Below are 25981 nucleotides of genomic sequence, written 5' to 3'. Positions count from 1 at the left end.
TTTAACCAATTATCCACAGTGGATAACTCTTTCAAAAAAAGACAGAGATTAATCCACAATACCTTTTAGTGTAACCCATTTTTGCGAAAAAAGAAATAACAAGGCTCTAGAATTGAAAGCAGTTCCTGAACTGCAAATCGGTTCCACATTCAGGGGGTGAACACCATAAAAAACCTTCGGACAATAGCCCGAAGGTTTGAAATTATTTATTACGTGGAACAATTACCACACGGCGTTGTGGATCATTTCCATCAGAGTGAGTAGAGATTCCCTTTTTGTCCTTTAAATAAAGGTGAATCACTTTCCGTTCTAGCGAAGGCATCGGTTCTAACTGTACTTCCCTTTTCGTATGAATCGCTTTGTCAGCAAGACGATCAGCTAATTTCTTCAGCGTATCCTCTCGTCTTTGTCGATAGTTCTCTGCATCAAGAACCACCCTTACAAAACGATCTGAAAATCGGTTCGCGGCGAGGTTTGTAAGATATTGCAGCGAGTTAAGAGTTTGGCCGCGTTTCCCTATTAGTATAGCGATTTTTTCACCAGATAAGGTAAAGAAAAGATCACGATCCTTCTTTTCTCCTTCTATACTGGCTTCAACTCCCATATTACTAATTACTTTTTCTAAGAAAGCTTTTGTTTGTTCAAGCACATCAGGTTTCTCGATCACCTTAATACGTGCTGGTTTTCCTCCAAATCCTAAGAACCCTTTTTTGGGCTCCTCAATCACTTCAATATCAACTTGTTCCTCTACAGTTCCAAGTTGAGATAGCGCATCTTTCAACGCTACTTCAACTGATTTCCCCGTTACCGTAACGCTTCTCACTTCTTCGCTCCCTCCGTATCCGTACTAGCGGTTTTCTTGGCAGGTCTCGTAATAAAGTAAGTTTGAGCAATCATAAAGATGTTACCTACTACCCAGTAAAGGGCAAGTGCTGCAGGGAAATTGATTGCGAATACGATAATCATGATCGGCATAACATAAAGTAGCATCTTCATTTGAGGCTGAACTGCTCCACCGCTACCCATCATAATCTTTTGTTGAATAAACGTTGTAATACCAGCAAGCAAGGCAAGCGTGATATCAGACTGTCCAAGACTGAACCACAAGAAAGTGTGTGTTTCAATTGCTTGTGTTCTCATTATCGCATGGTAAAAACCTAGTAGTATTGGCATCTGAACCAAAATCGGAAGACAACCCGCGAGTGGATTTACACCATTCTTTTGGAAAAGCTGCATCATTTCTTGTTGAAGCTGCTGTTGTGTCTTCTGATCTTTACTACTGTACTTCTCCCTCAGTTCTTTCATCTGAGGTTGCAAATCCTGCATTGCTCTTGAACTCTTCGTTTGTTTAATCATTAATGGTAGCAATACAAGACGAATTAGGATCGTAACTATAATAATAGATAGTCCGTAATTCCCATCACCTGTTGCGTCTGCAAAAAACGTTAAGACCTTAGATAATGGTAATACGACATAAATACTCCAGAATCCTGTGCTATCTGCATTAATTGGTTCGTTAATATTACAACCGGCCAGCACCGCAACGAGACCAATCAATAGAAATGCGAGGGTTACTTTTTTCCTCACGCTTCATCCTCCTTGCAATCAAACTCGACAATTACAATACCTTTATGTAAGTAAAGCACTGCCTTAATTCTTTTTATCTGGAACTGGATCAAATCCTCCAGGATGAAACGGATGGCACTTCGATATTCTCCTAACCGTATACCATGTACCTCTTAGAAACCCATGTTTTTGATAGGAGTCCAAGCTGTATTGGGAACAAGACGGGTAAAATCGACATGATGGAGGAGTCAAAGGTGATATCAACTTCTGGTATCCGCGAATAAGCAACATAGCCAGTCGTTTCATCTTGTACCCCTTCCTTTTCCATTCCGTTTTGCACCTTTATATACACGTGCTCGTTTCAACACGTGAATCAAGCTGCTCTTCACTTCTTCTAAATTCATTTCCGATGCAGGCTTTCGAGCAATTACTACAAAATCATAAGGTACCTGGATATCATCTGAAAGCTGGTGAAAAGATTCACGAATGAGTCGTTTCACTCTATTCCTCGTTACAGCATTCCCTATTCGTTTGCTTACCGAAAGACCTAATCGAAAATGAGGTTGATCATTTCTTTTCATTACATAAACAACAAATTGCCTATTTGCAGTAGAGTTTCCTTTTTTGAAAACACTCTGGAACTCTGAATTTTTTTTAATCCGGTAGTTGCTATTCAATCCGCACACTCCCAGTGTTGCTTGGATAAGCACATTATAAACCTTATCTTGAAAAAAGACCACTGATGATCAGTGGTCTATGCAGACAATACTTTTCTACCTTTACGGCGACGACGAGCGAGAACTTTACGTCCGTTAGCTGAGCTCATACGTGCACGAAAACCGTGAACTTTTTTACGTTTACGTGTGTTTGGTTGAAACGTTCTTTTCATTCTATTACACCTCCCTGAGGATAAACTGTATAAAGACAGTCTAAATCATTATAAAAAGAGAGGCTATATATGTCAAGTTCTATTGAAAACTCTTTGGTAAGTGAACATGATCGACAATGTTTTAAGAGGGTTCATCAAGATCCTTCAATCCCTCCAATTTCATTCTACACTATCCCCCGCCAAAACCGTGTGGATAACTTTTTTCGACACTTTCCACTTATTCACATACCTTATCGACAGCTTCTACACAAAATCTAGCGTTGTGGACATCTTAAATCCACAAGATATGCTCTCTGTGGATAACTAATCGAAAAGCATTGCAATAAAGGGATTATTTTGTTATGATATTTGTGTTTTAACTCGTTGACAAGACTATGAGCTATAAATTCAATCCACAACTTGTGGATAAATATGTGGACATTTATTAAGAGGTGTTTATGAGCCTGTCCACAAACCTGTGAACACAGTCGATAATTCGACTTTCTTCTATATTATATGACACACTTAAAAATTGTGGACGGTATATTTATTACATTATATTCAGATGGTTATACAAAGGTTGTACGTTGGCAGAGAGGGCGATAAGCGCCAGCGGTGACAGCCTGTTTTTATTTTGCAAACAGAAGGAGGGACTTCGTTGGAAAACATCACGGATCTCTGGCAACAAGCGCTAGCGGAAATCGAAAAGAAACTTAGTAAACCGAGCTTTGAAACATGGCTAAAGTCAACTTCCGCCAACAGGATGGAAGGCGACACCATTATTATTACAGCACCCAACGAGTTCGCAAGGGATTGGCTAGAATCTAGATATTCAAGTCTTATTACGGAGACACTCCTTGAATTGACCGGCAGTGAACTTAGGGCAAAATTCATCATTCCTCAGACAAAATCTGATGATGACCTTGATATTGAACAAGCAATGAAGAAAAAACCAAAAGCGAAACCTGCTCAGGAAGAGAATCCTCAAAGCATGCTTAATTCTAAATATACATTCGACACGTTTGTTATTGGATCTGGAAATCGGTTTGCGCACGCAGCATCTCTTGCTGTAGCGGAAGCACCAGCAAAAGCATACAACCCATTATTCATTTATGGTGGAGTAGGTTTAGGGAAGACTCACTTAATGCATGCAATCGGGCACTATGTAATCGATCATAATCCTAACGCTAAAGTGGTCTATCTATCTTCCGAAAAATTCACAAATGAGTTCATTAACTCGATTCGGGACAACAGAACAGTAAATTTTCGCAATAAATATCGAAATGTAGATGTTCTACTAATCGATGATATTCAGTTTCTTGCTGGAAAAGAACAAACACAAGAGGAATTTTTCCATACTTTTAACGCACTTCATGAGGAAAGTAAGCAGATTGTCATCTCTAGTGACAGACCTCCCAAAGAAATTCCAACATTAGAGGACCGACTTCGTTCTCGCTTTGAGTGGGGTTTAATTACGGATATTACTCCTCCTGATCTAGAAACAAGAATTGCGATTTTAAGGAAGAAGGCAAAAGCTGAAGGACTCGATATCCCGAATGAAGTCATGCTCTATATCGCAAACCAAATCGATACGAACATTCGAGAGTTAGAAGGGGCATTGATTCGCGTAGTCGCTTATTCATCTCTTATCAATCAAGATATGAACGCTGATCTCGCTGCTGAAGCGTTAAAGAACATCATTCCTTCTTCTCAACCGAAAGTAATCACTATCCATAATATTCAAACGGTTATTGGAGACCATTTCTCTGTAAAACTTGAGGATTTTGCTGCTAAAAAAAGAACGAAATCAGTAGCATTCCCTCGGCAGATAGCGATGTATCTTTCTAGAGAGCTCACTGATTTCTCCCTTCCAAAGATTGGAGAAGAATTTGGTGGGAGAGATCATACGACTGTCATTCATGCGCATGAGAAGATCTCAAGACTGCTTGATTCTGATCACGATCTTCAGAAAAAATTGCAAGATATTGTCGAGCAATTAAAAAACGGTTAACCTTCGTTATGTGGATACTACTGAATAAAGTGTGCACAGAATGGGAGAGTTACTAACACTCTATCCACAGGTGGATAACTTTCGTATCAAGGGGTTGTGTATACTTATCCACACATTCACAGCCCCTACTAGTAAGACTACGATATTTTTTAATAATAATTATACTAATCAGGTTCATTTATTTAGGAGGTAAATTATGCGTTTTACGATTGAAAGAGATCATCTTGTATCGAACGTATCAGATGTAATGAAAGCCGTATCTTCAAGAACGACTATTCCTATCCTTACAGGAATCAAAATTGTTGCTAGTGATGAAGGGGTAACATTAACAGGAAGCGACTCTGACATTTCAATCGAATGCTTTATACCGTCAGAAGAAAACGATAAACAAATCGTCGAGATTTCTCAGATGGGAAGTATCGTACTTCAAGCTCGTTTCTTCTCTGACATTGTAAAGAAACTACCAGGTGACCAAGTAGAAATTGAAGTATACGATAGCTTAACAACTAGAATTCGTTCTGGCTCTTCAGAGTTCAATTTAAATGGACTAGACCCAGAAGAATATCCACGTTTACCTGAAGTAGAAGCTCAAGAAGGATTCCAAATCCAAGCTGATCTACTGAAGAATATAATTAGACAAACAGTTTTTGCTGTTTCTACTTCTGAAACAAGACCGGTGTTAACAGGTGTAAACTGGGAGCTTGAAAACGATGAGTTAAACTGTACTGCAACAGACAGTCACAGACTAGCTCTACGATCTGTAAAGGTTGAGCCAAACAGCAATGAGCTTGCATTTTCCAATGTTGTAATACCTGGGAAGAGTTTGAGTGAGCTTTCCAAAATCATCGATGACAATGAAGACCTAGTCGATATTACAGTTGCTGAAAACCAAATCCTTTTCAAAGCCAACAACCTTCTGTTTTTCTCAAGACTCTTAGACGGCAACTATCCAGACACAAGCCGTTTGATCCCAAATGAGAGTAAAACAAACGTAACGGTTTCAGCGAAAGAACTACTTCAAGCAATTGATCGTGCTTCAGTTCTAGCTAGAGAAGGCCGAAACAACGTTGTAAAGCTTGCAAGCCTTGAAGAGTCATCACTCGAGATTTCCTCCAATTCACCTGAGATTGGTAAAGTAATTGAGCAAGTACAAGCTCATTCTTATGATGGTGAGGAATTGAAAATTTCCTTCAGTGCGAAATACATGATGGATGCTTTAAGAGCTATGGACTCTAACGAAGTAAACATTAGCTTTACTGGAGCAATGCGTCCTTTCTTAATTAAACCAATCGAAGGGGCAGCGATCATGCAGCTGATTCTTCCTGTTAGAACGTATTAATCTTTTTTTACTGAAATATTCAACAAGCTGTCAGGGTTTTTCATTCTGGCAGCTTGTTTTTTGTATTCTTAATAAATTTTTCAGCTATTTTTCATGCGTTTTTGGTGAAAAAGAGGTATAATAAACTATTGGCATCCTTGAAACTGAATATGAATGAACATATTCAAAAGGACAATTGAGGTGAATAGCATGGAACAAGTTAAATTGATAAAAGAACATATTACACTCGGACAACTTCTTCAAGAAGCCGGGGTTATAGATACTGGCGGTATGGCCAAATGGTTTTTGTCAGAGTATGAAGTGTATGTGAACGGAGAATTAGAAGATCGTCGAGGAAAGAAACTCTATGATCAGGACAAAGTTATGATTCCTGGAGTAGGAGAGTTTGTTGTAACTAGCTGAATGGGGGTATCCCGTTGCATCTAAACACGTTAACAGTTACGAACTACCGTAATTACGGTAAGCAAGAACTGGCATTTGAAAACAATGTAAATGTTTTTCTGGGAGAGAATGCTCAAGGGAAAACAAACATCATGGAAGCAATTTATGTACTCGCGATGGCAAGATCCCATCGAACACCAAGAGATAAAGAATTAATCAATTGGGATGAGGAGTATGCTAAAATAGAAGGTAGAGTAGAGAAAAGAAACGGTCCCCTATCCCTCCAGCTGGTCATTTCCCATAAAGGTAAAAAAGCTAAATTAAATCAATTGGAACAACAAAAGCTAAGCAACTATATAGGCGCATTAAATGTGGTTATGTTTGCACCTGAAGATTTAAACCTTGTAAAAGGAAATCCAGGTGTTCGTCGGCGTTTCATTGATATTGAGCTTGGACAGGTTCAACCTGTATACCTTTATTACCTTGGTCGGTATCTTAAATTACTTCAACAACGAAATAGTTTGTTGAAAGATCTTCGGTATCAAAAGAACCCTGATTATGTGATGTTAGAGATACTTACCGATCAATTGATTGAATCAGCTGCGAATATCTATCAGCGTCGAGTGAAATTCGTTCGACTCCTTCAAAAATGGGCTGAACCCATCCATTATGGAATTAGCAGAGGACTTGAAAAGTTAGAAATCAAGTATAATCCAACTGTTGAGGTATCAGAATCTGCGGATTTGTCGAAAATAGTAGATGGATATAAAGAAAAGTTTGATAAGATAAAAGAAAGAGAAGTGGATCGCGGTGTCACGCTTGTAGGTCCGCATAGGGATGATTTGTCGTTTTTTGTCAACGGAAAGGATGTTCAAACCTATGGTTCTCAGGGGCAACAGCGAACAACTGCTTTATCGTTAAAGCTTGCTGAGATTGAATTGATTCATAGTGAAGTTGGTGAGTATCCGTTGCTTCTTCTCGATGATGTACTGTCAGAATTAGACGATTACAGACAGTCTCATCTTTTAAATACAATTCAAGGTAAGGTGCAGACTTTTGTCACAACAACTAGCGTTGAAGGTATCAATCATGAAACGTTAGAGAAAGCAACGACCTTTCAGGTTCAAGACGGGCTGATCGATAAAGTGAAATGAGGTGAAGATGTGTTTATACACTTAGGAGAAGATGTCGTCGTGCAGTCCAGAGATGTGGTTGGAATATTCGATTGGCACGTAATGGAGGAAGCTGAAATTACGACCGAATTTCTTCATCGGCACTCTAAGGATAAGCTTGTAGAAGACATTGGTGGCGATCTAACGAAATCAATCGTTCTTACGACGGATATGGTATTTTTATCCCCACTATCTTCACTAACGTTGAAAAGAAGAGCGTACACCGTATCAGACAGTGTTGAAACAACGATTCGAGGAGAATCATCATAAAGCCAGTTAATAAACTGGATCAGAGTCTATCTTTGATAGAGAAATGTAGGTGATCGATATGACATTAGAACAGCAATCTAATAAGCAAACATATGATGAAACCCAGATCCAAGTTCTCGAGGGCCTTGAGGCTGTTCGAAAACGTCCTGGTATGTACATCGGTTCAACCAGTGGACGCGGACTGCATCATCTTGTCTGGGAAATTGTTGATAATAGTATTGATGAAGCACTTGCGGGTTATTGTTCGGAAATCACCGTAAGTATAGAGAAAGATAATAGTATAACTGTTCAGGATAACGGGCGAGGAATTCCTGTTGGTATCCATGAGAAAATGGGGCGTCCGGCTGTTGAAGTTATTATGACCGTACTGCACGCAGGTGGTAAGTTTGGCGGCGGAGGTTACAAAGTTTCAGGTGGACTACATGGAGTTGGTGCATCTGTTGTAAACGCACTATCCTCAAAGCTAGAAATTACTGTGCAACGAGACGGGAAGGTATATTACCAGAGCTTCTCAAGAGGTGTTCCAGATGAGGACCTTAAAGTTATAGGTGAGAGTGACATTACAGGAACGACTATTCACTTCATTCCTGACACCGAAATCTTCACGGAAACGATTGAATATGATTTTGATATCCTTTCCCATCGTTTAAGAGAACTGGCTTTCTTAAACCGCGGCATTCAAATCAATGCAGAAGATAAGCGTCCGGAAGAAGTTCGCCTTTTTGAATATCATTATGAAGGCGGTATTAAATCCTATGTAGAACATTTAAACCGCACTCGCGAAGCTCTGCATGAAGAACCTATTTTTGTTGAAGGTGAACGTGAAGGAATCTCAATTGAGATAGCTGTTCAGTATAATGATGGTTTCTCAAGCAACATTTATTCTTTTGCAAATAACATCAACACACATGAGGGCGGTACGCATGAATATGGATTTAAAACCGCTTTGACGAGAGTTATCAATGACTACGCACGAAAGAACAGCTTATTTAGAGAGAATGATCCTAACTTAACGGGTGATGATGTGCGTGAGGGATTGACTGCAATCATCTCAATCAAGCATCCAGATCCTCAGTTTGAAGGTCAAACGAAAACCAAGCTCGGGAACGCTGAGGCAAGAACGATTACAGAATCTGTTTTTGCAGAGAAGTTTTCTACATTCCTATTTGAAAATCCTCTTGTAGGTAAACAAATTGTTGAAAAAGGGTTAATGGCTTCAAGAGCCCGTGCAGCGGCAAAGAAAGCACGAGAACTTACAAGAAGAAAAGGAGCACTAGAGGTCAGCTCATTACCAGGTAAGCTAGCTGACTGTTCATCGAAAGATGCTTCTATTTCTGAACTTTATGTTGTTGAGGGTGACTCAGCGGGAGGATCTGCAAAGCAGGGACGTGATCGCCACTTTCAGGCAATCTTACCGCTAAGAGGTAAAATCATTAACGTAGAAAAAGCGAGACTTGATAAGATTCTTTCAAACAATGAAGTTCGCGCCATCATCACTGCGCTAGGAACTGGAATTGGAGAAGACTTTGATCTTTCAAAGGCTCGTTACCACAAGGTTATTATCATGACGGATGCCGACGTTGATGGAGCGCATATTCGTACACTGTTACTAACGTTCCTCTATCGTTACATGCGTCCGTTAATCGAAAATGGCTATATTTATATCGCGCAGCCACCACTTTATAAAATTACGCAAGGTAAGAAGATTACTTATGCATACAACGAACGTGAGCGAGACATCGTTCTTGCAGATATTCCGAAGAATCCTAAGCCGGGAATTCAGCGTTACAAGGGTCTTGGTGAAATGAATCCAACTCAACTTTGGGAAACGACGATGGATCCTGAATCCCGTACAGTACTGCAAGTGAATATGCAGGATGCGATCGAAGCTGATGAAGTGTTTAACATGTTGATGGGTGATAAGGTAGAACCGAGAAGAAACTTTATTCAAGATAATGCTCATTACGTTAAAAACCTTGATGTATAAGTTTCAAAAGTAAAGGGGAGAAAATCCCCTTTTTCTTCTTGTAACTAACGATATTTATTGCTAATGAAAAATATAGTGGCTTTCAAAGATTGTGCAAAAGTCCAGTTTTCACTGAAGAGCAATCTTACGTAAAAGATGAACAAGAGTACAATTGGAGGTTTTCCGTATGTCTGATATGGAAAGATCGAGAGTAAAAGAAATAAATATTAGTCAGGAAATGCGCACCTCCTTCATGGATTATGCGATGAGCGTTATTGTTAGCCGCGCTCTACCTGATGTGCGTGATGGCCTAAAGCCGGTACACCGTCGTATCTTATATGCGATGAATGACCTTGGAATGACGTCAGATAAAGCTTATAAGAAATCTGCACGTATTGTAGGGGAAGTAATCGGTAAGTACCACCCGCACGGCGATTCTGCCGTATACGATACCATGGTTAGAATGGCACAAGACTTCAGCTATCGAAACATGTTGATAGATGGACATGGTAACTTCGGATCCATCGATGGTGATGCAGCTGCTGCAATGCGTTATACAGAAGCTAGAATGTCTAAAATTTCAATGGAAATGGTAAGAGATATCAATAAGGATACGATTGATTATCAAGATAACTATGATGGATCTGAACGTGAGCCAATCGTACTTCCTGCAAGATTCCCTAACCTCCTTGTTAACGGGGCTTCTGGTATTGCGGTAGGTATGGCGACGAATATTCCACCTCATAACCTAGGTGAAGTGATCGATGGTCTTCTTGAGCTTAGTAAAAACCCTGAAATGACGATTCCTGAACTTATGGAGTATATTCCTGGACCGGATTTTCCTACTGCAGCTGAAATTCTTGGTCGTGAAGGAATTCGTAAAGCTTATACAACTGGAAGAGGCTCTATTATCCAGCGTGCAAAAGCAGAGATAGAAGAATATTCTAATGGTAAGAAGAGCATTATCGTAAATGAACTTCCTTATCAGGTGAACAAAGCTCGTCTAGTAGAGAAAATTGCTGAGTTGGTACGAGATAAGAAAATAGAGGGCATTACGGATCTTCGCGATGAATCCGATCGTAACGGTATGCGAGTAGTGATCGAAGTACGTAAAGATACGAATGCGAACGTTCTATTAAACAACTTATACAAACAAACGGCGCTGCAAACTAGCTTCGGAATCAATACACTGGCTCTAGTAGACGGCCAGCCGAAGGTGTTGACCCTAAAGGAATGTCTTGAACATTATCTTGAGCACCAAAAGGTTGTTATTAGAAGAAGAACTCAGTTTGAACTTAATAAAGCAGAAGCAAGGGCACATATCCTTGAAGGACTTCGTATAGCACTTGATCACCTTGATGAAGTCATCGCACTTATTAGAGCTTCTGAGACAACGGATATCGCAAGAGAAGGCTTAATGACAAAGTTCTCACTCAGTCATGATCAAGCACAAGCTATCCTTGATATGCGACTTCAACGACTTACTGGACTTGAAAGAGATAAGATTGAGAATGAATATAAAGAACTGATGGCGAAAATCGCTGAACTAAAAGCCATTCTTGCTGACGAAGAAAAAGTACTAGAAATTATTCGTGAAGAACTTTTAGAAGTAAGAGAGAAGTTTGCAGATCCACGCCGTACTGAGATTACAGTCGGGTTTGATATGATCGAAGATGAAGACTTAATTCCGAAGCAAAATATCGTAATTACGTTGACACACAACGGTTATATCAAGCGCCTTCCAATTGACACGTATCGGAGTCAAAAACGTGGTGGCCGAGGCATACAAGGGATGGGAACGAATGATGGTGACTTTGTAGAGCACCTCTTCACAACCTTGACTCATAATACGATTCTCTTCTTTACTAATAAAGGAAAAGTGTATAGGTTGAAAGGTTATGAGGTTCCTGACCTTAGTAGAACAGCTAAGGGTATACCGATCATCAACTTGCTTCAAATTGAGAAAGATGAATACATCACAGCAATTATTCCTGTTGAAGAATTCGTTGATGACTGGTACGTATTCTTTGTCACAAAGCAAGGTGTTGTCAAACGTTCTCCTCTATCAGCGTTCGGAAACATCCGCAAAGGCGGTCTAATCGCAATCAACTTCAAAGAAGATGATGAGTTGATGGGCGTTCGTCTTACAAACGGCTCTAAAGAGCTTATTATAGGTACGAAACAAGGAATGGCAATTCGCTTCCTTGAGACTGATGTACGATCCATGGGCCGAACAGCCACTGGCGTAAAAGGTATTACGCTTCAAAAAGACGATCGTGTTGTGGGAGTAGGAACGCTAGATGAAGATCAGGATGTTCTGATCGTTACTGACAAAGGGTATGGAAAACGTACTCCGACAGATGAATATCGTGTGCAGACTCGTGGCGGTAAAGGAATTAAGACTTGTAACTTAACAGATCGAAACGGTTTACTCACTTCATTGAAAACCGTAACTCTTGATGAGGAATGTATGATCATAACTGAGAGTGGCGTCGTGATAAGAATAGACGTTAAAGACATTTCTCAAACTGGTCGTAATACTCAAGGTGTTAAATTAATCCGCGTTACAGAAGGTGACTCTGTTGCAACTGTTGCTAAAGTGGAGATTAATGAAGAGGGTATAGAAGGTGAGGATATAGAAGAGGAAGCTTTAGAGTCTGATTCTATAGTAGAAACGATTGAAGAAGTTAATGAAGAAGATGAAAATACAACTGTTGAAGGAAGCGATGAATCTTCCGACGATAGCGAAGAATAACGGTGAGATAAGAAGAAGGTTTTCCTTCTTCTTATTTTTTTGTATTTACCCCTTGCGTCTACTAAATGTCCATGGTAAGATGTAATTCCGTCGCTTTGAGAGGCGTTATTCACTCCTTTCAAATCAATCATAAAAAACTTGTTGAAAGTTGTTGACGGGATCATGATTACCATGATATATTAATTAAGTCGCCGATAAACACGGCGAAAACGAAAGAAACAAATCGATCTTTGAAAACTGAACGAAACGCCATGCAAGAAATTGTTTCTACGGAAACAACAAGTTTTAAAGCTAGATTAGACTTTCTATCGGAGAGTTTGATCCTGGCTCAGGACGAACGCTGGCGGCGTGCCTAATACATGCAAGTCGAGCGGAGAAATAGGAGCTTGCTCCTATTTCTCAGCGGCGGACGGGTGAGTAACACGTGGGCAACCTGCCCTACAGACTGGGATAACTCCGGGAAACCGGAGCTAATACCGGGTAATACATAGCATCGCATGATGCAACGTTGAAAGTTGGCTTTCGAGCTAACACTGTAGGATGGGCCCGCGGCGCATTAGCTAGTTGGTAAGGTAATGGCTTACCAAGGCAACGATGCGTAGCCGACCTGAGAGGGTGATCGGCCACACTGGGACTGAGACACGGCCCAGACTCCTACGGGAGGCAGCAGTAGGGAATCTTCCGCAATGGACGAAAGTCTGACGGAGCAACGCCGCGTGAGTGACGAAGGCTTTCGGGTCGTAAAGCTCTGTTGTTAGGGAAGAACAAGTACCGTTCGAATAGGGCGGTACCTTGACGGTACCTAACCAGAAAGCCACGGCTAACTACGTGCCAGCAGCCGCGGTAATACGTAGGTGGCAAGCGTTGTCCGGAATTATTGGGCGTAAAGCGCGCGCAGGCGGTCTCTTAAGTCTGATGTGAAAGCCCACGGCTCAACCGTGGAGGGCCATTGGAAACTGGGGGACTTGAGTGCAGAAGAGGAGAGTGGAATTCCACGTGTAGCGGTGAAATGCGTAGATATGTGGAGGAACACCAGTGGCGAAGGCGGCTCTCTGGTCTGTAACTGACGCTGAGGCGCGAAAGCGTGGGGAGCGAACAGGATTAGATACCCTGGTAGTCCACGCCGTAAACGATGAGTGCTAGGTGTTGGGGGGTTCCACCCTCAGTGCTGAAGTTAACACATTAAGCACTCCGCCTGGGGAGTACGACCGCAAGGTTGAAACTCAAAGGAATTGACGGGGGCCCGCACAAGCAGTGGAGCATGTGGTTTAATTCGAAGCAACGCGAAGAACCTTACCAGGTCTTGACATCCTCTGCCACTCCTAGAGATAGGACGTTCCCCTTCGGGGGACAGAGTGACAGGTGGTGCATGGTTGTCGTCAGCTCGTGTCGTGAGATGTTGGGTTAAGTCCCGCAACGAGCGCAACCCTTGATCTTAGTTGCCAGCATTCAGTTGGGCACTCTAAGGTGACTGCCGGTGACAAACCGGAGGAAGGTGGGGACGACGTCAAATCATCATGCCCCTTATGACCTGGGCTACACACGTGCTACAATGGACGGTACAAAGGGCTGCGACACCGCGAGGTGAAGCGAATCCCATAAAGCCGTTCTCAGTTCGGATTGTAGGCTGCAACTCGCCTACATGAAGCCGGAATTGCTAGTAATCGCGGATCAGCATGCCGCGGTGAATACGTTCCCGGGCCTTGTACACACCGCCCGTCACACCACGAGAGTTTGTAACACCCGAAGTCGGTGAGGTAACCTTTTGGAGCCAGCCGCCGAAGGTGGGACAAATGATTGGGGTGAAGTCGTAACAAGGTAGCCGTATCGGAAGGTGCGGCTGGATCACCTCCTTTCTATGGAGAATTACGAGGCAACATTGGTTGCCAAACTTGCATGAGCGTTTCGTTTAGTTTTGAAAGAATGATTGTATTCTTTCAAAACAGGCTAATTTGATGAAGCATTAGCGGATTCAAGAAGTAGCCATGTTCCTTGAAAACTAGATAGCATAAACAACGACATCCAATAAAGAATTATTTTTTGCGTTATTTCTTAGTTAGTCACATCTTACGATGTGCAACATCAATGACGAGTTAGAAGCGAGAAATTCGAGGCGGCGAAATTCCGGAGGAGCGGAGCGTATTTGTATACGTGAGCACCGGAGGAATGAAGCCAACGAAGAAGTTCGAAGCTAATAACGAAGTCATAAGGTTAAGCTACTAAGGGCGCACGGTGGATGCCTTGGCACTAGAAGCCGATGAAGGACGGGACGAACACCGATATGCTTCGGGGAGCAGTAAGTACGCTTTGATCCGGAGATTTCCGAATGGGGGAACCCACCATCCGTAATGGGATGGTATCTATTTCTGAATACATAGGAGATAGAAGGCATACCCGGGGAACTGAAACATCTCAGTACCCGGAGGAAGAGAAAGCAATCGCGATTTCCTGAGTAGCGGCGAGCGAAACGGAATCAGCCCAAACCAGAGGGCTTGCCCTCTGGGGTTGTAGGACGTCTCATTGGAGTTACAAAGGCACGGATAGACGAAGCGACCTGGAAAGGTCCATCAGAGAAGGTAACAATCCTGTAGTCAAAATCCGCTGCCCTCCGAGACGGATCCTGAGTACGGCGGGACACGTGAAACCCCGTCGGAATCCGGGAGGACCATCTCCCAAGGCTAAATACTCTCTAGTGACCGATAGTGAACCAGTACCGTGAGGGAAAGGTGAAAAGCACCCCGGAAGGGGAGTGAAAGAGAACCTGAAACCGTGTGCCTACAACTAGTTGGAGCCCGTTAATGGGTGACAGCGTGCCTTTTGTAGAATGAACCGGCGAGTTACGATCCCGTGCAAGGTTAAGCCGAGAAGGCGGAGCCGCAGCGAAAGCGAGTCTGAATAGGGCGAAATAGTACGTGGTCGTAGACCCGAAACCGGGTGATCTACCCATGTCCAGGGTGAAGTTCAGGTAACACTGAATGGAGGCCCGAACCCACGCATGTTGAAAAATGCGGGGATGAGGTGTGGGTAGCGGTGAAATGCCAATCGAACCCGGAGATAGCTGGTTCTCTCCGAAATAGCTTTAGGGCTAGCCTCGCGGCAAGAATCTTGGAGGTAGAGCACTGATTGGACTAGGGGTCCCTACCGGATTACCGAATCCAGTCAAACTCCGAATGCCAACGATTTATCCGCGGGAGTCAGACTGCGAGTGATAAGATCCGTAGTCGAGAGGGAAACAGCCCAGACCACCAGCTAAGGTCCCAAAGTATACGTTAAGTGGAAAAGGATGTGGCGTTGCTTAGACAACCAGGATGTTGGCTTAGAAGCAGCCATCATTTAAAGAGTGCGTAATAGCTCACTGGTCGAGTGACGCTGCGCCGAAAATGTACCGGGGCTAAACGTATCACCGAAGCTGTGGATTGTCTTACGACAATGGTAGGAGAGCGTTCTAAGGGCTGCGAAGTCAGACCGAAAGGACTGGTGGAGCGCTTAGAAGTGAGAATGCCGGTATGAGTAGCGAAAGACAAGTGAGAATCTTGTCCGTCGAAAGCCCAAGGTTTCCTGAGGAAGGCTCGTCCGCTCAGGGTTAGTCGGGACCTAAGCCGAGGCCGAAAGGCGTAGGCGATGGATAACAGGTTGATATTCCTGTACCACCTCCTTTCCGTTTGAACGACGGGGGGACGCAGAAAGATAGGGAGAGCGCGCTGCTGGAAATGCGCGTCCAAGCGATTAGGCTGGTGAATAGGCAAATCCGTTCACCGTGAAGGCTGAGTCGTGATGGCGAGGGAATTAAGTACCGAAGTCCCTGATTCTACACTGCCAAGAAAAGCCTCTAGTGAGGAAAGAGGTGCCCGTACCGCAAACCGACACAGGTAGGCGAGGAGAGAATCCTAAGACGATCGGGAGAACTCTCGTTAAGGAACTCGGCAAAATGACCCCGTAACTTCGGGAGAAGGGGTGCTTCCTCGGGTGAATAGCCCAGGGGAGCCGCAGTGAAAAGATCCAAGCGACTGTTTAGCAAAAACACAGGTCTCTGCCAAGCCGCAAGGCGATGTATAGGGGCTGACACCTGCCCGGTGCTGGAAGGTTAAGAGGAGGGGTTATCCCTTACGGGAGAAGCTCTGAATCGAAGCCCCAGTAAACGGCGGCCGTAACTATAACGGTCCTAAGGTAGCGAAATTCCTTGTCGGGTAAGTTCCGACCCGCACGAAAGGTGCAACGACTTGGATACTGTCTCAACGAGAGACCCGGTGAAATTATAGTACCTGTGAAGATGCAGGTTACCCGCGACAGGACGGAAAGACCCCATGGAGCTTTACTGTAGCCTGATATTGGATTTTGGTACAGCTTGTACAGGATAGGTAGGAGCCATAGAAGCCGGACCGCTAGGTTCGGTGGAGGCGTCGGTGGGATACTACCCTGGCTGTACTGACATTCTAACCCAGCACCGTGATCCGGTGCGGAGACAGTGTCAGGTGGGCAGTTTGACTGGGGCGGTCGCCTCCTAAAGAGTAACGGAGGCGCCCAAAGGTTCCCTCAGAATGGTTGGAAATCATTCGCAGAGTGTAAAGGCACAAGGGAGCTTGACTGCGAGACCTACAAGTCGAGCAGGGACGAAAGTCGGGCTTAGTGATCCGGTGGTTCCGCATGGAAGGGCCATCGCTCAACGGATAAAAGCTACCCTGGGGATAACAGGCTTATCTCCCCCAAGAGTCCACATCGACGGGGAGGTTTGGCACCTCGATGTCGGCTCATCGCATCCTGGGGCTGAAGTAGGTCCCAAGGGTTGGGCTGTTCGCCCATTAAAGCGGTACGCGAGCTGGGTTCAGAACGTCGTGAGACAGTTCGGTCCCTATCCGTCGCGGGCGCAGGAAATTTGAGAGGAGCTGTCCTTAGTACGAGAGGACCGGGATGGACACACCGCTGGTGTACCAGTTGTTCCGCCAGGAGCATAGCTGGGTAGCTACGTGTGGAAGGGATAAGTGCTGAAAGCATCTAAGCATGAAGCCCCCCTCGAGATGAGATTTCCCACAGCGTCAAGCTGGTAAGATCCCTCAGAGATGATGAGGTTGATAGGTTCGGGGTGGAAGCGTGGCGACACGTGGAGCTGACGAATACTAATCGATCGAGGGCTTAACCAAAACGAAAAGTAAAGCAGGCTTGGTCATATTCGCAGACCATTGGAGCTCTTGAACAGAAGGCGTTTTTCGCCTGAAGTGAAAGAGTGAAATGGGCAAGAATATAGCCTGCGGCACTAGACATCGCGAAAAAATATTGGAATACGTTGTTGCATGCTATCTAGTTTTCAGGGAATGAATGAAGTTCGATTAAGTTCCACCACGTCCTGTGGTGAACATCGAACGACTAACATCCTGTCAGTCTAGTGATGAAGGCGAAGAGGTCACACCCGTTCCCATGCCGAACACGGAAGTTAAGCTCTTCAGCGCCGATGGTAGTTGGGGGATCTCCCCCTGCAAGAGTAGGACGTCGCTAGGCAAGTGAGAAGTCAGAGGTCATTATGATCTCTGGCTTTTTTATATGTTTTTTTCGTTTGAGTAGTACCGTGAGGTGGTATTCCATCATGATTTACATTCAAGAACATCCTCGAAAGCTTCGTAGGGGTGGGAGAAGCAAGAAATTCGAGGAAGCAAGTGAGACTGGACCGGAGTAGATAGTCGGAGATCTATGAGGATCCAGAATCGCGCAGCTGGCGAGTTCGCCGCTTATCGCGCCCCGTATGAGAACACGGAAGTTAAGCACTTGAAAAGTCAGAGGTTAAGACCCTGACTTTTTTGTTGTCAGATTGTGAATTTACGAAACCAAAGTGCTGACCTATGTTTCGCAGATACCCTGCAGAATCGCTCTCAATCCCAAGTATTGTCTGAATGTGTTCTTAAGTAATAAAATGGTTAAAATTATGGTATGGCTGATAGTTACCATCTCCATACTATACTCTTAGGATTATGCCAAATGAGAGCTAGATCTTATATGCCCTCTTCTCTTTATTCTAAATTCTTTCCATTAAATAGTCATAAAGAAGGGTAGGAACTTTCTTTGCAGTAATATCCAAGAACTCTAAAATGAATGGTAAATCGTTTGATTCTCTGGCATGGAAAAGGTCACCCCACCATTCTGTTTCATAGCGACAGATCATGCTTAGGTTATAAAGGAGGAGATAATGAACCATAACCTCATTTATAGTATTATACTGGGATCGTTTTGCAGGGAGGTAAAGATCTTTGCCGGCTGATAAGAATGGTCTAGAGTGAAGAGATGTAACGTTGGCATCTAAGCATACTTCAAGTTTTCCACGTTCAGGAGCTGACACAGATATAACGTCTACTAGTATCTGCTGCTTAAGATAGTTTTCAAAGCGTTCAATCGTCATATTTAATGAATCTAAAATGTGAGAAGAGATGGTAAAAGAGTTTAAGGAGATAGGTTCAATTTTATAACTCGTCACTTTTTCAGATAGCTGTCCAAAGAGAGGAGCTATTTCAGGAATTAGGCTCAGCAGATTGTTCATTTGATACTTTTCTCCTTCGACCTGTTTCACATGAAACATTTTTCTTGAAAAGTATTCGAAAAGACCATTTTTTTGTCCTTTCACTTCATCTTGGAGAAATGAGTACTGACGTTTCTTCCTTTTTCTTGAGGTTACACCATGAGCTAATACGAGAGTATCGCCAGGATAGTTTGGATCAAGGGTTAGCAAACATCCCTTCAACAGTTGAATCATTCCATAAAACAGAAGGATAGGCTTCAACTCAGTGTCTGCTGCACGAGCGTGTTTAAAATAACGATCGCCATATTCCATAAAGTAAATAAATCGGTAGCAATTATCGTAACTTTTTCTTTCGGCATCATCAAAACCTAACTTAGAATAGCATTTATTGAGATACTGTTGAACATAAGTAGACGAGTGAAAAGCATGCCAAGATGTATTGACTGGTTCTGTGTATCCCATAAAGAGCCTCCCTGTTTGATAATTCAAACTTATTTAATCTTTCTTGACACTAGTTTAACCAATTGATAAGCTACTAATAAATTTTCGATAAGAACGACTAGAGGAGGATGAAAGGGATGTGGGAAACAAAATTTGCAAAAGAAGGGCTAACCTTCGATGATGTGTTATTAACACCAGCTTTTTCTGATGTGCTTCCAAGAGAGGTATCTGTAGAAACAAAGCTAACAGAGAACTTGAAACTGAATGTCCCGATAATCAGTGCAGGTATGGATACTGTGACAGAAGCTCCTATGGCTATAGCAATGGCTCGTCAAGGTGGTCTTGGTATTATTCACAAGAGTATGTCTATTGAAAATCAAGCTGAGCATGTTGACCGTGTGAAGCGCTCTGAAAGTGGCGTTATCACTGATCCCTTCTTCTTAACACCAGAGCATCAAGTATTCGATGCTGAGCACCTTATGGGTAAATACAGAATTTCCGGCGTCCCGATTGTAAATGACGAAAGAAAACTAGTTGGAATTCTTACGAACAGAGATCTCCGTTTTATCGAAGATTATTCCATTCAAATCAAAGAAGTAATGACGAAAGAAAACCTTGTAACAGCTCCTGTTGGAACGACGCTTAAAGAAGCAGAGCGTGTGCTACAACAACATCGTATTGAGAAGCTACCTCTAGTAGATGATGATGGGACGCTCAGAGGGCTGATTACCATTAAAGATATTGAAAAAGTCATCCAGTTTCCTCAATCTGCAAAAGATAACAGCGGGCGTTTACTTGTAGGCGCAGCAGTTGGAAACACAACTGATGCTGTTATGCGCGTTAAGAAGCTCGTTGAAGCTGGTGTTGACGTCATCGTGCTTGATTCAGCACATGGTCATACAGCTGGAATTATCAATAAGGTTCGTGAAATTCGTGAAGAGTATCCTGACCTTACAATCATTGCAGGTAACGTAGCAACAGCTGAAGGAACGAAAGCACTTATTGAAGCTGGAGCAGATGTAGTGAAAGTAGGAATTGGTCCAGGGTCGATCTGCACGACTCGTGTTATCGCTGGTGTAGGTGTTCCTCAAGTTACTGCCGTTTATGAGTGCGCGACTGAAGCACGGAAACATGGAGTAAGTATTATTGCTGACGGAGGAATCAAGTTCTCTGGGGACATCGTAAAAGCAATCGCTGCGGGTGGACATGCAGTTATGCTCGGAAGTATTCTAGCAGGTGTAGATGAAAGTCCTGGTGAACGTGAGATTTATCAAGGCCGTCAGTTTAAAGTGTACCGAGGTATGGGCTCGATCGGAGCAATGGAAAAAGGCAGTAAGGACCGTTATTTCCAGGAAAATATGTCTAAGCTCGTTCCAGAAGGTATAGAAGGCCGAGTTCCTTACAAAGGCCCACTTGGTGATACGATTCATCAGCTACTCGGAGGAATCCGTTCTGGTATGGGGTACTGTGGAACAAGGACGCTAGATTCTTTAAGAGAAGATAGCCAGTTTGTGAAAATTACTGGGGCAGGTCTTCGTGAAAGTCATCCGCATGATGTTCAAGTAACGAAGGAAGCGCCAAATTATTCCGTTTAATAGTACTTTTGATGGAAGTTTTATCATGTCTGTGACAAATTGAACTAAATACGTTAGAAAAGTAGATAGGGGGCTTTCCTCTATCTATTTTTTTAATTTTAGTTATGATAAAATAGCGGTTATGTGAGACTCAGTTGGAGGTGTAAGGGTTGAAAAACCTTGGTTTTAAAGCCATGATTTTGACTATGGCATTTGTATTACTTTTAGCAGGCACGTTCGGTGCAGGAAGCTATGCAGAAGCTGCAGAAGCACCAGATGTTAAAGCAAAAGCTGCGATTCTGGTCGATGCAGAGTCTGGAAAGATTCTTTATCAGAAAGACCCAGAATTAACGCTCGCGCCGGCAAGTATGACGAAGATGATGACAGAATACTTAATACTTGAACAAATTCATAATAAGAAGATTAGTTGGGACGATAAAGTTAGCATTAGCGAGAATATACATATTCTTTCTCAAAACAGAAGTCTTTCCAATGTACCACTTCGTTCAGACGCACAGTATTCAGTAAAAGAACTTTACGAAGCGATGGCGATCTATTCAGCCAATGCTGCAACTATGGCACTTGCAGAACATGTTGCAGGAACTGAAGCAAAGTTTGTTGAAATGATGAACGCTAAAGCAGAAGAAATGGGAATGAAAGAATACCGTTTCGTTAACAGCTCTGGTTTAAATAACAAAGACCTTCGTGGGAATCACCCTGCTGGTGACCCGAACGAAGAGAACATGATGTCAGCACGGTCTACTGCACTTCTTGCTTACCACTTGATCAAGGACTACCCTGAAGTTCTTGATACTGCAAGTATTCCAGTAAAGAACTTCCGTGAAGGTACAGATGATGAAATCGAAATGAAGAACTGGAACTGGCTTCTTCCTTCACTTGTGTATTCAAACAAGTATCCTGTGGAAGGAATCGACGGATTGAAAACAGGTTCGACTGATCTTGCAGGGTACGCATTCACTGGTACAGCCAAGCAAGGGGATATGCGCCTGATTTCAGTGGTGATGAAGACAGATTCTTACGAAGCACGCTTTGAAGAGGCATCAAAACTACTTAACTATGGATTCGATAACTTTGAATCTAAAACAATCATCAATAAAGGTGATCAAGTTGAGAAAGATTCCACGTTAAGCGTTGTAAAAGGGAAAGAAAAAGAAGTAGAGGTAGCAGCTGGAGAATCGTTCAATGCGATCGTACAAAATGGAACTGAAAAAGCGTACGAGACTAATTATAAGCTGAACGATAAACTACTCACTAAAGATGGTGAATTAACGGCACCGTTAAAAAATGGTGAGGAAGTGGGGAAAGTTATGCTCAAAGCAACTGGTGAAGAGCTTGGGTATATAACTGGAGAGAAAAGTTCCTCAGTACCACTTGTAACGACTGATTCAGTTGAGAAAGCCGGATGGTTTACGCTTACGATGAGAGCGATCGGCGGTTTCTTCTCAAGCATCTGGAGTAGTGCAGCAGGAGCTGTTAAAGGACTATTCAGCTAATATTTTTCAGGAAATAAGGTGAAAATACTCTTCAAATGTATATTTGAAGAGTATTTTTTAAAATCTTTTAGGAAATCAAAGCGTAGAAGATAGGACAAGCCTAGAAAAAATGTTACAATAGAAACGTTTGATGTAGGTGTTTTTAAAAGTAACGATTATCTAATATAAATATGGGAGGAATATAGATGAATCAACAAACAGGTACAGATCGCGTAAAACGTGGTATGGCTGAGATGCAAAAAGGCGGCGTCATTATGGACGTTGTGAACGCAGAGCAAGCAAAGATTGCAGAAGAAGCTGGTGCAGTTGCTGTAATGGCACTTGAGCGCGTTCCATCCGATATTCGTGCAGCAGGCGGGGTAGCTCGTATGGCTGATCCTACTATCGTAGAAGAAGTAGTGAATGCAGTATCTATCCCAGTAATGGCAAAATGCCGAATCGGTCATATTGTTGAAGCGCGTGTTCTTGAATCAATGGGTGTTGACTATATTGATGAGAGTGAAGTATTGACTCCAGTTGATGAAGAATATCACCTTGATAAGCGTAAGTACACTGTTCCTTTCGTTTGTGGTGCTCGTAACCTTGGTGAAGCACTGCGCCGTGTAGGTGAAGGAGCTGCAATGCTTCGTACGAAGGGTGAACCTGGAACTGGAAACGTTGTTGAAGCTGTGCGTCATCAGCGTCTTATTCAATCCCAAATCCGTAAAATTTCAAGCATGTCTGAAGATGAGCTAATGACTGAAGCGAAAAACCTTCAAGCGCCATTTGAGCTTCTTCTTCAAATTAAAGAACTTGGACGACTTCCGGTTGTTAATTTCGCTGCTGGCGGAATCGCAACTCCTGCGGATGCAGCCCTCATGATGGAACTTGGTTCTGACGGTGTATTCGTTGGTTCTGGTATCTTTAAATCAGATAACCCAGAGAAATTTGCGAAGGCAATCGTAGAAGCAACAACTCATTATCAAGACTATGAATTGATCGCAAAGATTTCTAAAAACCTTGGTATTGCAATGCCAGGAATCGAAATTTCATCACTTCAGCCAACTGAACGCATGCAGGAACGCGGCTGGTAATTCATTAAATCACCCCCACCTGAGCAATTGAGGTGGGGGTCTTACTTAGATATAGATAAAAGGAGTCGAAAGCAGTATGGTGAAAGTTGGAGTCCTCGGACTGCAGGGTGCAATTCGAGAACATGTGAAAGCACTACAAACAAAAGAAGCGGAAATTGTTGTTGTAAAACGCATTGAGCAGCTCGATGATCTCGATGGCCTCGTGCTGCCAGGTGGAGAAAGTACAACGATGCGTCGCCTTATCAATCAATATGGATTTCTTGAGCCTTTGAAAGCTTTTGCTGCTGAAAAGCCGATCTTCGGTACATGTGCAGGGCTTATTCTTCTTGCAGAGCGTATTGAGGGAATGGCTGACTCTCATATCGGCGTTATGGATGTTACAGCAAAACGTAATGCTTTTGGACGCCAACGAGAAAGCTTTGAAGCACCATTAACAGTTGAAGGATTAGATGAAGATTTCATCGGAGTATTTATCAGAGCTCCTTATATTGAAGAAGTCGGAGAAGGTGTAGAAGTCCTTGCGACCTTTAATGATAAAATTGTTGCCGCACGTGATGGACGCTTCCTAGCATGTGCGTATCATCCAGAACTAACGGATGATGATCGCATGCATCAACTATTTATTGACATGGTCCTTGAGTTTAAGAAAGAAGGACTTGCAACCGAGTGAATTTTCGTGTAAATTATTACGTACTAGGAAGCGGGGCATAAAAACTCTGCTTGTGATACATGATATACGAAAACGTTGACGGGAATTAGTAATAGATGTTCAATGCTTAGAGAATCGATGGCTGGTGAGAATCGATCATTGAACCCTGTGAATCCATCCCTGAGTAGAAAGCTGAAATTAGTAAGCTTTCTCGGAGCAGACCGTTATTCTGTTAAGAGGCAGGCATTTGTCTGCAATCAGGGTGGCAACGCGGGTAGCTCTCGTCCCTTTCCAGGGGATGAGGGTTTTTTTGTATTCCCGAGAGATGCTTATCGTAACAAAAAGGAGGAAAAGACATGATTGATTTAAAATACTTACGAAAGAATTTTGACGATGTGAAAGAAAAACTATCAAAACGTGGTGAAGATCTTGTAGGTCTAGATCGTTTTGAAGAGCTTGATCAGCGAAGAAGAGATCTTATTGCAAAGACTGAAGAACTTAAAGGACAGCGTAATGAAGTTTCAAAGAAAATTGCTGAATATAAGCGTGAAAAACAAGATGCTGATCACTTGATCAAAGAGATGCGTGAAGTGGGAGACGAAGTTAAAAGACTTGATGAGGAGCTACGTGGTGTAGAAGGTGAACTTGAAGAAATCCTACTCCATATTCCTAACATTCCACATGATAGCGTACCAGTTGGTGAAACTGAAGACGATAACGTGGAAGCACGTACATGGGGTGAGAGAAAAGAGTTCTCTTTTGAAGCGAAGCCTCACTGGGATATTGCAACAGATTTAAATATCATTAATTTTGAACGCGCATCTAAAGTAACTGGAAGCCGATTTGCTTTTTATAAAGGAGCAGGTGCACGACTTGAGCGCTCTCTCATTAACTTCATGATGGACCTTCATGAGTCTGAACACGGGTATGAAGAAATTCTACCTCCTTACCTTGTTAATCGCGAGAGCATGACAGGTACAGGACAGTTACCTAAGTTTGAAGAAGATGCCTTCAAGATTCGTGAAGAAGATTACTTCTTGATCCCAACGGCTGAAGTGCCTGTTACGAATTTCCACCGTGATGAAATTCTTGATCTTGCTGATCTTCCCCTTGCTTATACGGCATTCAGCGCATGTTTCCGTTCTGAAGCAGGATCTGCAGGACGAGACACAAGAGGATTGATTCGTCAGCATCAATTTAACAAAGTGGAACTCGTTCGTTTTGTGAAGCCAGAAGATTCTTATGACGAGCTTGAGAAGCTTACAGGACATGCTGAAAAGGTTCTTCAATTATTGGAGCTTCCATACCGTGTCATGAGCATGTGTACAGCTGATCTTGGCTTTACTGCTGCTAAGAAATACGATATTGAAGTATGGATCCCAAGCTATGGAACATACAGAGAAATCTCTTCTTGTAGTAATTTTGAAGATTTCCAGGCACGTCGAGCAGGCATTCGATTCCGTAGAGAAAAGAACGGTAAACCTGAATTTGTTCATACGTTAAATGGATCTGGCCTTGCGATCGGAAGAACCGTTGCTGCAATTCTAGAAAATTACCAGCAAGAAGATGGAACGGTCGTTGTACCTGAAGTTCTACGTCCCTATATGGGCGGACGTGAAGTTCTGAAATAAATGAAAAGGGGGAGTAAATCCCCCTTTTAAATAAAAATATAAAAATATCATTCATTTTGTTGACTTTCTAACTACCGGATGATAAGATATTATTCGTGTCACCGAGTTAACAATTAAGTTACACGACATGGAGGAATACCCAAGTCTGGCTGAAGGGATCGGTCTTGAAAACCGACAGGGGCTTAACGGCCCGCGGGGGTTCGAATCCCTCTTCCTCCGCCATTAACTAATTGAACTACCAACGCGCATATAATTTGGAGATTATATGA

18 protein-coding genes, 1 tRNA gene, 3 rRNA genes and 1 other annotated feature are annotated in these 25981 nt (G+C 42.9%); of the genes, 16 read left to right on the top strand and 6 right to left on the bottom strand.

Features of this window, described 5'->3' with window-relative positions:
• Window positions 1-202 precede the first annotated feature (202 nt).
• The 5 genes from jag to rpmH form a co-directional block, all read right to left on the bottom strand.
• Window positions 203-823, bottom strand: coding sequence for an RNA-binding cell elongation regulator Jag/EloR (gene jag, locus SJY16_RS01000; RefSeq protein WP_377887205.1), 621 nt, complete (start codon window positions 821-823; stop codon window positions 203-205).
• A complete protein-coding gene (gene spoIIIJ, locus SJY16_RS00995; RefSeq protein ID WP_377887204.1) occupies window positions 820-1587 on the bottom strand; it encodes a YidC family membrane integrase SpoIIIJ in 768 nt (255 codons plus the stop codon). Before spoIIIJ ends, jag begins: the two co-directional genes overlap by 4 nt.
• A 63-nt stretch (window positions 1588-1650) precedes the next feature.
• Entirely contained in the window at window positions 1651-1872 is a 222-nt protein-coding gene (yidD, locus tag SJY16_RS00990) for a membrane protein insertion efficiency factor YidD (protein ID WP_377887203.1), read from the bottom strand.
• Window positions 1869-2243, bottom strand: a complete 375-nt coding sequence (gene rnpA / locus SJY16_RS00985; RefSeq protein ID WP_224883940.1) for a ribonuclease P protein component — start codon at window positions 2241-2243, stop codon at window positions 1869-1871. The genes yidD and rnpA overlap by 4 nt, the downstream gene beginning before the upstream one ends.
• 77 nt (window positions 2244-2320) lie before the next feature.
• Window positions 2321-2455 (bottom strand): 50S ribosomal protein L34, encoded by a 135-nt coding sequence (gene rpmH, locus SJY16_RS00980; protein WP_048311109.1) that lies wholly within the window; start codon window positions 2453-2455, stop codon window positions 2321-2323.
• A 637-nt stretch (window positions 2456-3092) separates the two neighbouring features.
• Between rpmH and dnaA the strand changes: the two genes are divergently transcribed.
• From dnaA to rrf, 10 genes are all read left to right on the top strand, one after another.
• Window positions 3093-4445, top strand: coding sequence for a chromosomal replication initiator protein DnaA (dnaA, locus tag SJY16_RS00975; RefSeq protein WP_377887202.1), 1353 nt, complete (start codon window positions 3093-3095; stop codon window positions 4443-4445).
• Between the two features lie 196 nt (window positions 4446-4641).
• A complete protein-coding gene (gene dnaN / locus SJY16_RS00970; protein ID WP_377887201.1) occupies window positions 4642-5784 on the top strand; it encodes a DNA polymerase III subunit beta in 1143 nt (380 codons plus the stop codon).
• Window positions 5785-5973: 189 nt separating this feature from the next.
• Complete coding sequence (yaaA, locus tag SJY16_RS00965) at window positions 5974-6186, top strand: S4 domain-containing protein YaaA (RefSeq protein WP_377887200.1); 213 nt, start codon at window positions 5974-5976, stop codon at window positions 6184-6186.
• Window positions 6187-6200: 14 nt separating this feature from the next.
• Window positions 6201-7319, top strand: a complete 1119-nt coding sequence (gene recF / locus SJY16_RS00960) for a DNA replication/repair protein RecF (RefSeq protein WP_377887199.1) — start codon at window positions 6201-6203, stop codon at window positions 7317-7319.
• Between the two features lie 9 nt (window positions 7320-7328).
• Window positions 7329-7607 (top strand): extracellular matrix regulator RemB, encoded by a 279-nt coding sequence (gene remB, locus SJY16_RS00955; RefSeq protein ID WP_377887198.1) that lies wholly within the window; start codon window positions 7329-7331, stop codon window positions 7605-7607.
• Between the two features lie 58 nt (window positions 7608-7665).
• A complete protein-coding gene (gene gyrB / locus SJY16_RS00950) occupies window positions 7666-9594 on the top strand; it encodes a DNA topoisomerase (ATP-hydrolyzing) subunit B (RefSeq protein ID WP_377887197.1) in 1929 nt (642 codons plus the stop codon).
• Between the two features lie 166 nt (window positions 9595-9760).
• Window positions 9761-12328: a DNA gyrase subunit A gene (gyrA, locus tag SJY16_RS00945; RefSeq protein WP_377887196.1), complete on the top strand. Its 2568-nt coding sequence runs from the start codon at window positions 9761-9763 to the stop codon at window positions 12326-12328.
• Window positions 12329-12633: 305 nt separating this feature from the next.
• A 16S ribosomal RNA gene (locus SJY16_RS00940) occupies window positions 12634-14184 on the top strand.
• A gap of 353 nt (window positions 14185-14537) precedes the next feature.
• Window positions 14538-17466: ribosomal RNA gene (locus tag SJY16_RS00935) — 23S ribosomal RNA — on the top strand.
• A 238-nt stretch (window positions 17467-17704) separates the two neighbouring features.
• Window positions 17705-17821 (top strand): 5S ribosomal RNA (gene rrf, locus SJY16_RS00930).
• The 16S, 23S and 5S rRNA genes sit together here, the layout of an rRNA operon.
• A gap of 511 nt (window positions 17822-18332) precedes the next feature.
• Here rrf and SJY16_RS00925 read toward each other — a convergent pair.
• Window positions 18333-19292, bottom strand: coding sequence for a YaaC family protein (locus SJY16_RS00925; protein ID WP_377887195.1), 960 nt, complete (start codon window positions 19290-19292; stop codon window positions 18333-18335).
• Window positions 19293-19408: 116 nt separating this feature from the next.
• On the opposite strand from SJY16_RS00925, the gene guaB reads away from it, so the two are divergent.
• The 6 genes from guaB to SJY16_RS00895 all read left to right on the top strand — a co-directional run bounded on the left by guaB (window position 19409) and on the right by SJY16_RS00895 (window position 25934).
• Window positions 19409-20866: an IMP dehydrogenase gene (gene guaB / locus SJY16_RS00920; protein ID WP_377887194.1), complete on the top strand. Its 1458-nt coding sequence runs from the start codon at window positions 19409-19411 to the stop codon at window positions 20864-20866.
• A 173-nt stretch (window positions 20867-21039) separates the two neighbouring features.
• Complete coding sequence (locus SJY16_RS00915) at window positions 21040-22359, top strand: serine hydrolase (protein ID WP_377892002.1); 1320 nt, start codon at window positions 21040-21042, stop codon at window positions 22357-22359.
• Window positions 22360-22544: 185 nt separating this feature from the next.
• On the top strand, window positions 22545-23432 hold the full coding sequence (gene pdxS / locus SJY16_RS00910) for a pyridoxal 5'-phosphate synthase lyase subunit PdxS (protein WP_270182962.1): 888 nt from the start codon (window positions 22545-22547) through the stop codon (window positions 23430-23432).
• A gap of 76 nt (window positions 23433-23508) precedes the next feature.
• Window positions 23509-24102 carry a pyridoxal 5'-phosphate synthase glutaminase subunit PdxT gene (gene pdxT / locus SJY16_RS00905; RefSeq protein ID WP_377887193.1) on the top strand — a complete coding sequence of 198 codons (594 nt, stop codon included), beginning with the start codon at window positions 23509-23511 and terminating at the stop codon, window positions 24100-24102.
• 66 nt (window positions 24103-24168) lie between these two features.
• Window positions 24169-24373, top strand: a binding site (T-box leader).
• Window positions 24374-24437: 64 nt separating this feature from the next.
• Window positions 24438-25712 (top strand): serine--tRNA ligase, encoded by a 1275-nt coding sequence (gene serS / locus SJY16_RS00900; RefSeq protein ID WP_377887192.1) that lies wholly within the window; start codon window positions 24438-24440, stop codon window positions 25710-25712.
• 129 nt (window positions 25713-25841) lie between these two features.
• A tRNA-Ser gene (locus tag SJY16_RS00895) sits at window positions 25842-25934 on the top strand.
• Window positions 25935-25981 lie beyond the last annotated feature (47 nt).

It is taken from the genome of Alkalihalobacillus sp. R86527 (assembly GCF_042466185.1).
Taxonomy (GTDB): Bacteria; Bacillota; Bacilli; order Bacillales; family Guptibacillaceae; genus Guptibacillus.
Note: the sequence above shows the minus strand (reverse complement) of the source record. Positions and strands in the feature narration are given on the sequence as shown.

Coding starts and splice junctions, on each gene's coding strand:
- yidD (WP_377887203.1), bottom strand. CDS start 1,872: ATGAAACGACTGGCTATGTTGCTTATTCGCGGATACCAGAAGTTGATA.
- rpmH (WP_048311109.1), bottom strand. CDS start 2,455: ATGAAAAGAACGTTTCAACCAAACACACGTAAACGTAAAAAAGTTCAC.
- dnaN (WP_377887201.1), top strand. CDS start 4,642: ATGCGTTTTACGATTGAAAGAGATCATCTTGTATCGAACGTATCAGAT.
- yaaA (WP_377887200.1), top strand. CDS start 5,974: ATGGAACAAGTTAAATTGATAAAAGAACATATTACACTCGGACAACTT.
- gyrB (WP_377887197.1), top strand. CDS start 7,666: ATGACATTAGAACAGCAATCTAATAAGCAAACATATGATGAAACCCAG.
- gyrA (WP_377887196.1), top strand. CDS start 9,761: ATGTCTGATATGGAAAGATCGAGAGTAAAAGAAATAAATATTAGTCAG.
- SJY16_RS00925 (WP_377887195.1), bottom strand. CDS start 19,292: ATGGGATACACAGAACCAGTCAATACATCTTGGCATGCTTTTCACTCG.
- guaB (WP_377887194.1), top strand. CDS start 19,409: ATGTGGGAAACAAAATTTGCAAAAGAAGGGCTAACCTTCGATGATGTG.
- SJY16_RS00915 (WP_377892002.1), top strand. CDS start 21,040: ATGATTTTGACTATGGCATTTGTATTACTTTTAGCAGGCACGTTCGGT.
- pdxS (WP_270182962.1), top strand. CDS start 22,545: ATGAATCAACAAACAGGTACAGATCGCGTAAAACGTGGTATGGCTGAG.
- pdxT (WP_377887193.1), top strand. CDS start 23,509: ATGGTGAAAGTTGGAGTCCTCGGACTGCAGGGTGCAATTCGAGAACAT.
- serS (WP_377887192.1), top strand. CDS start 24,438: ATGATTGATTTAAAATACTTACGAAAGAATTTTGACGATGTGAAAGAA.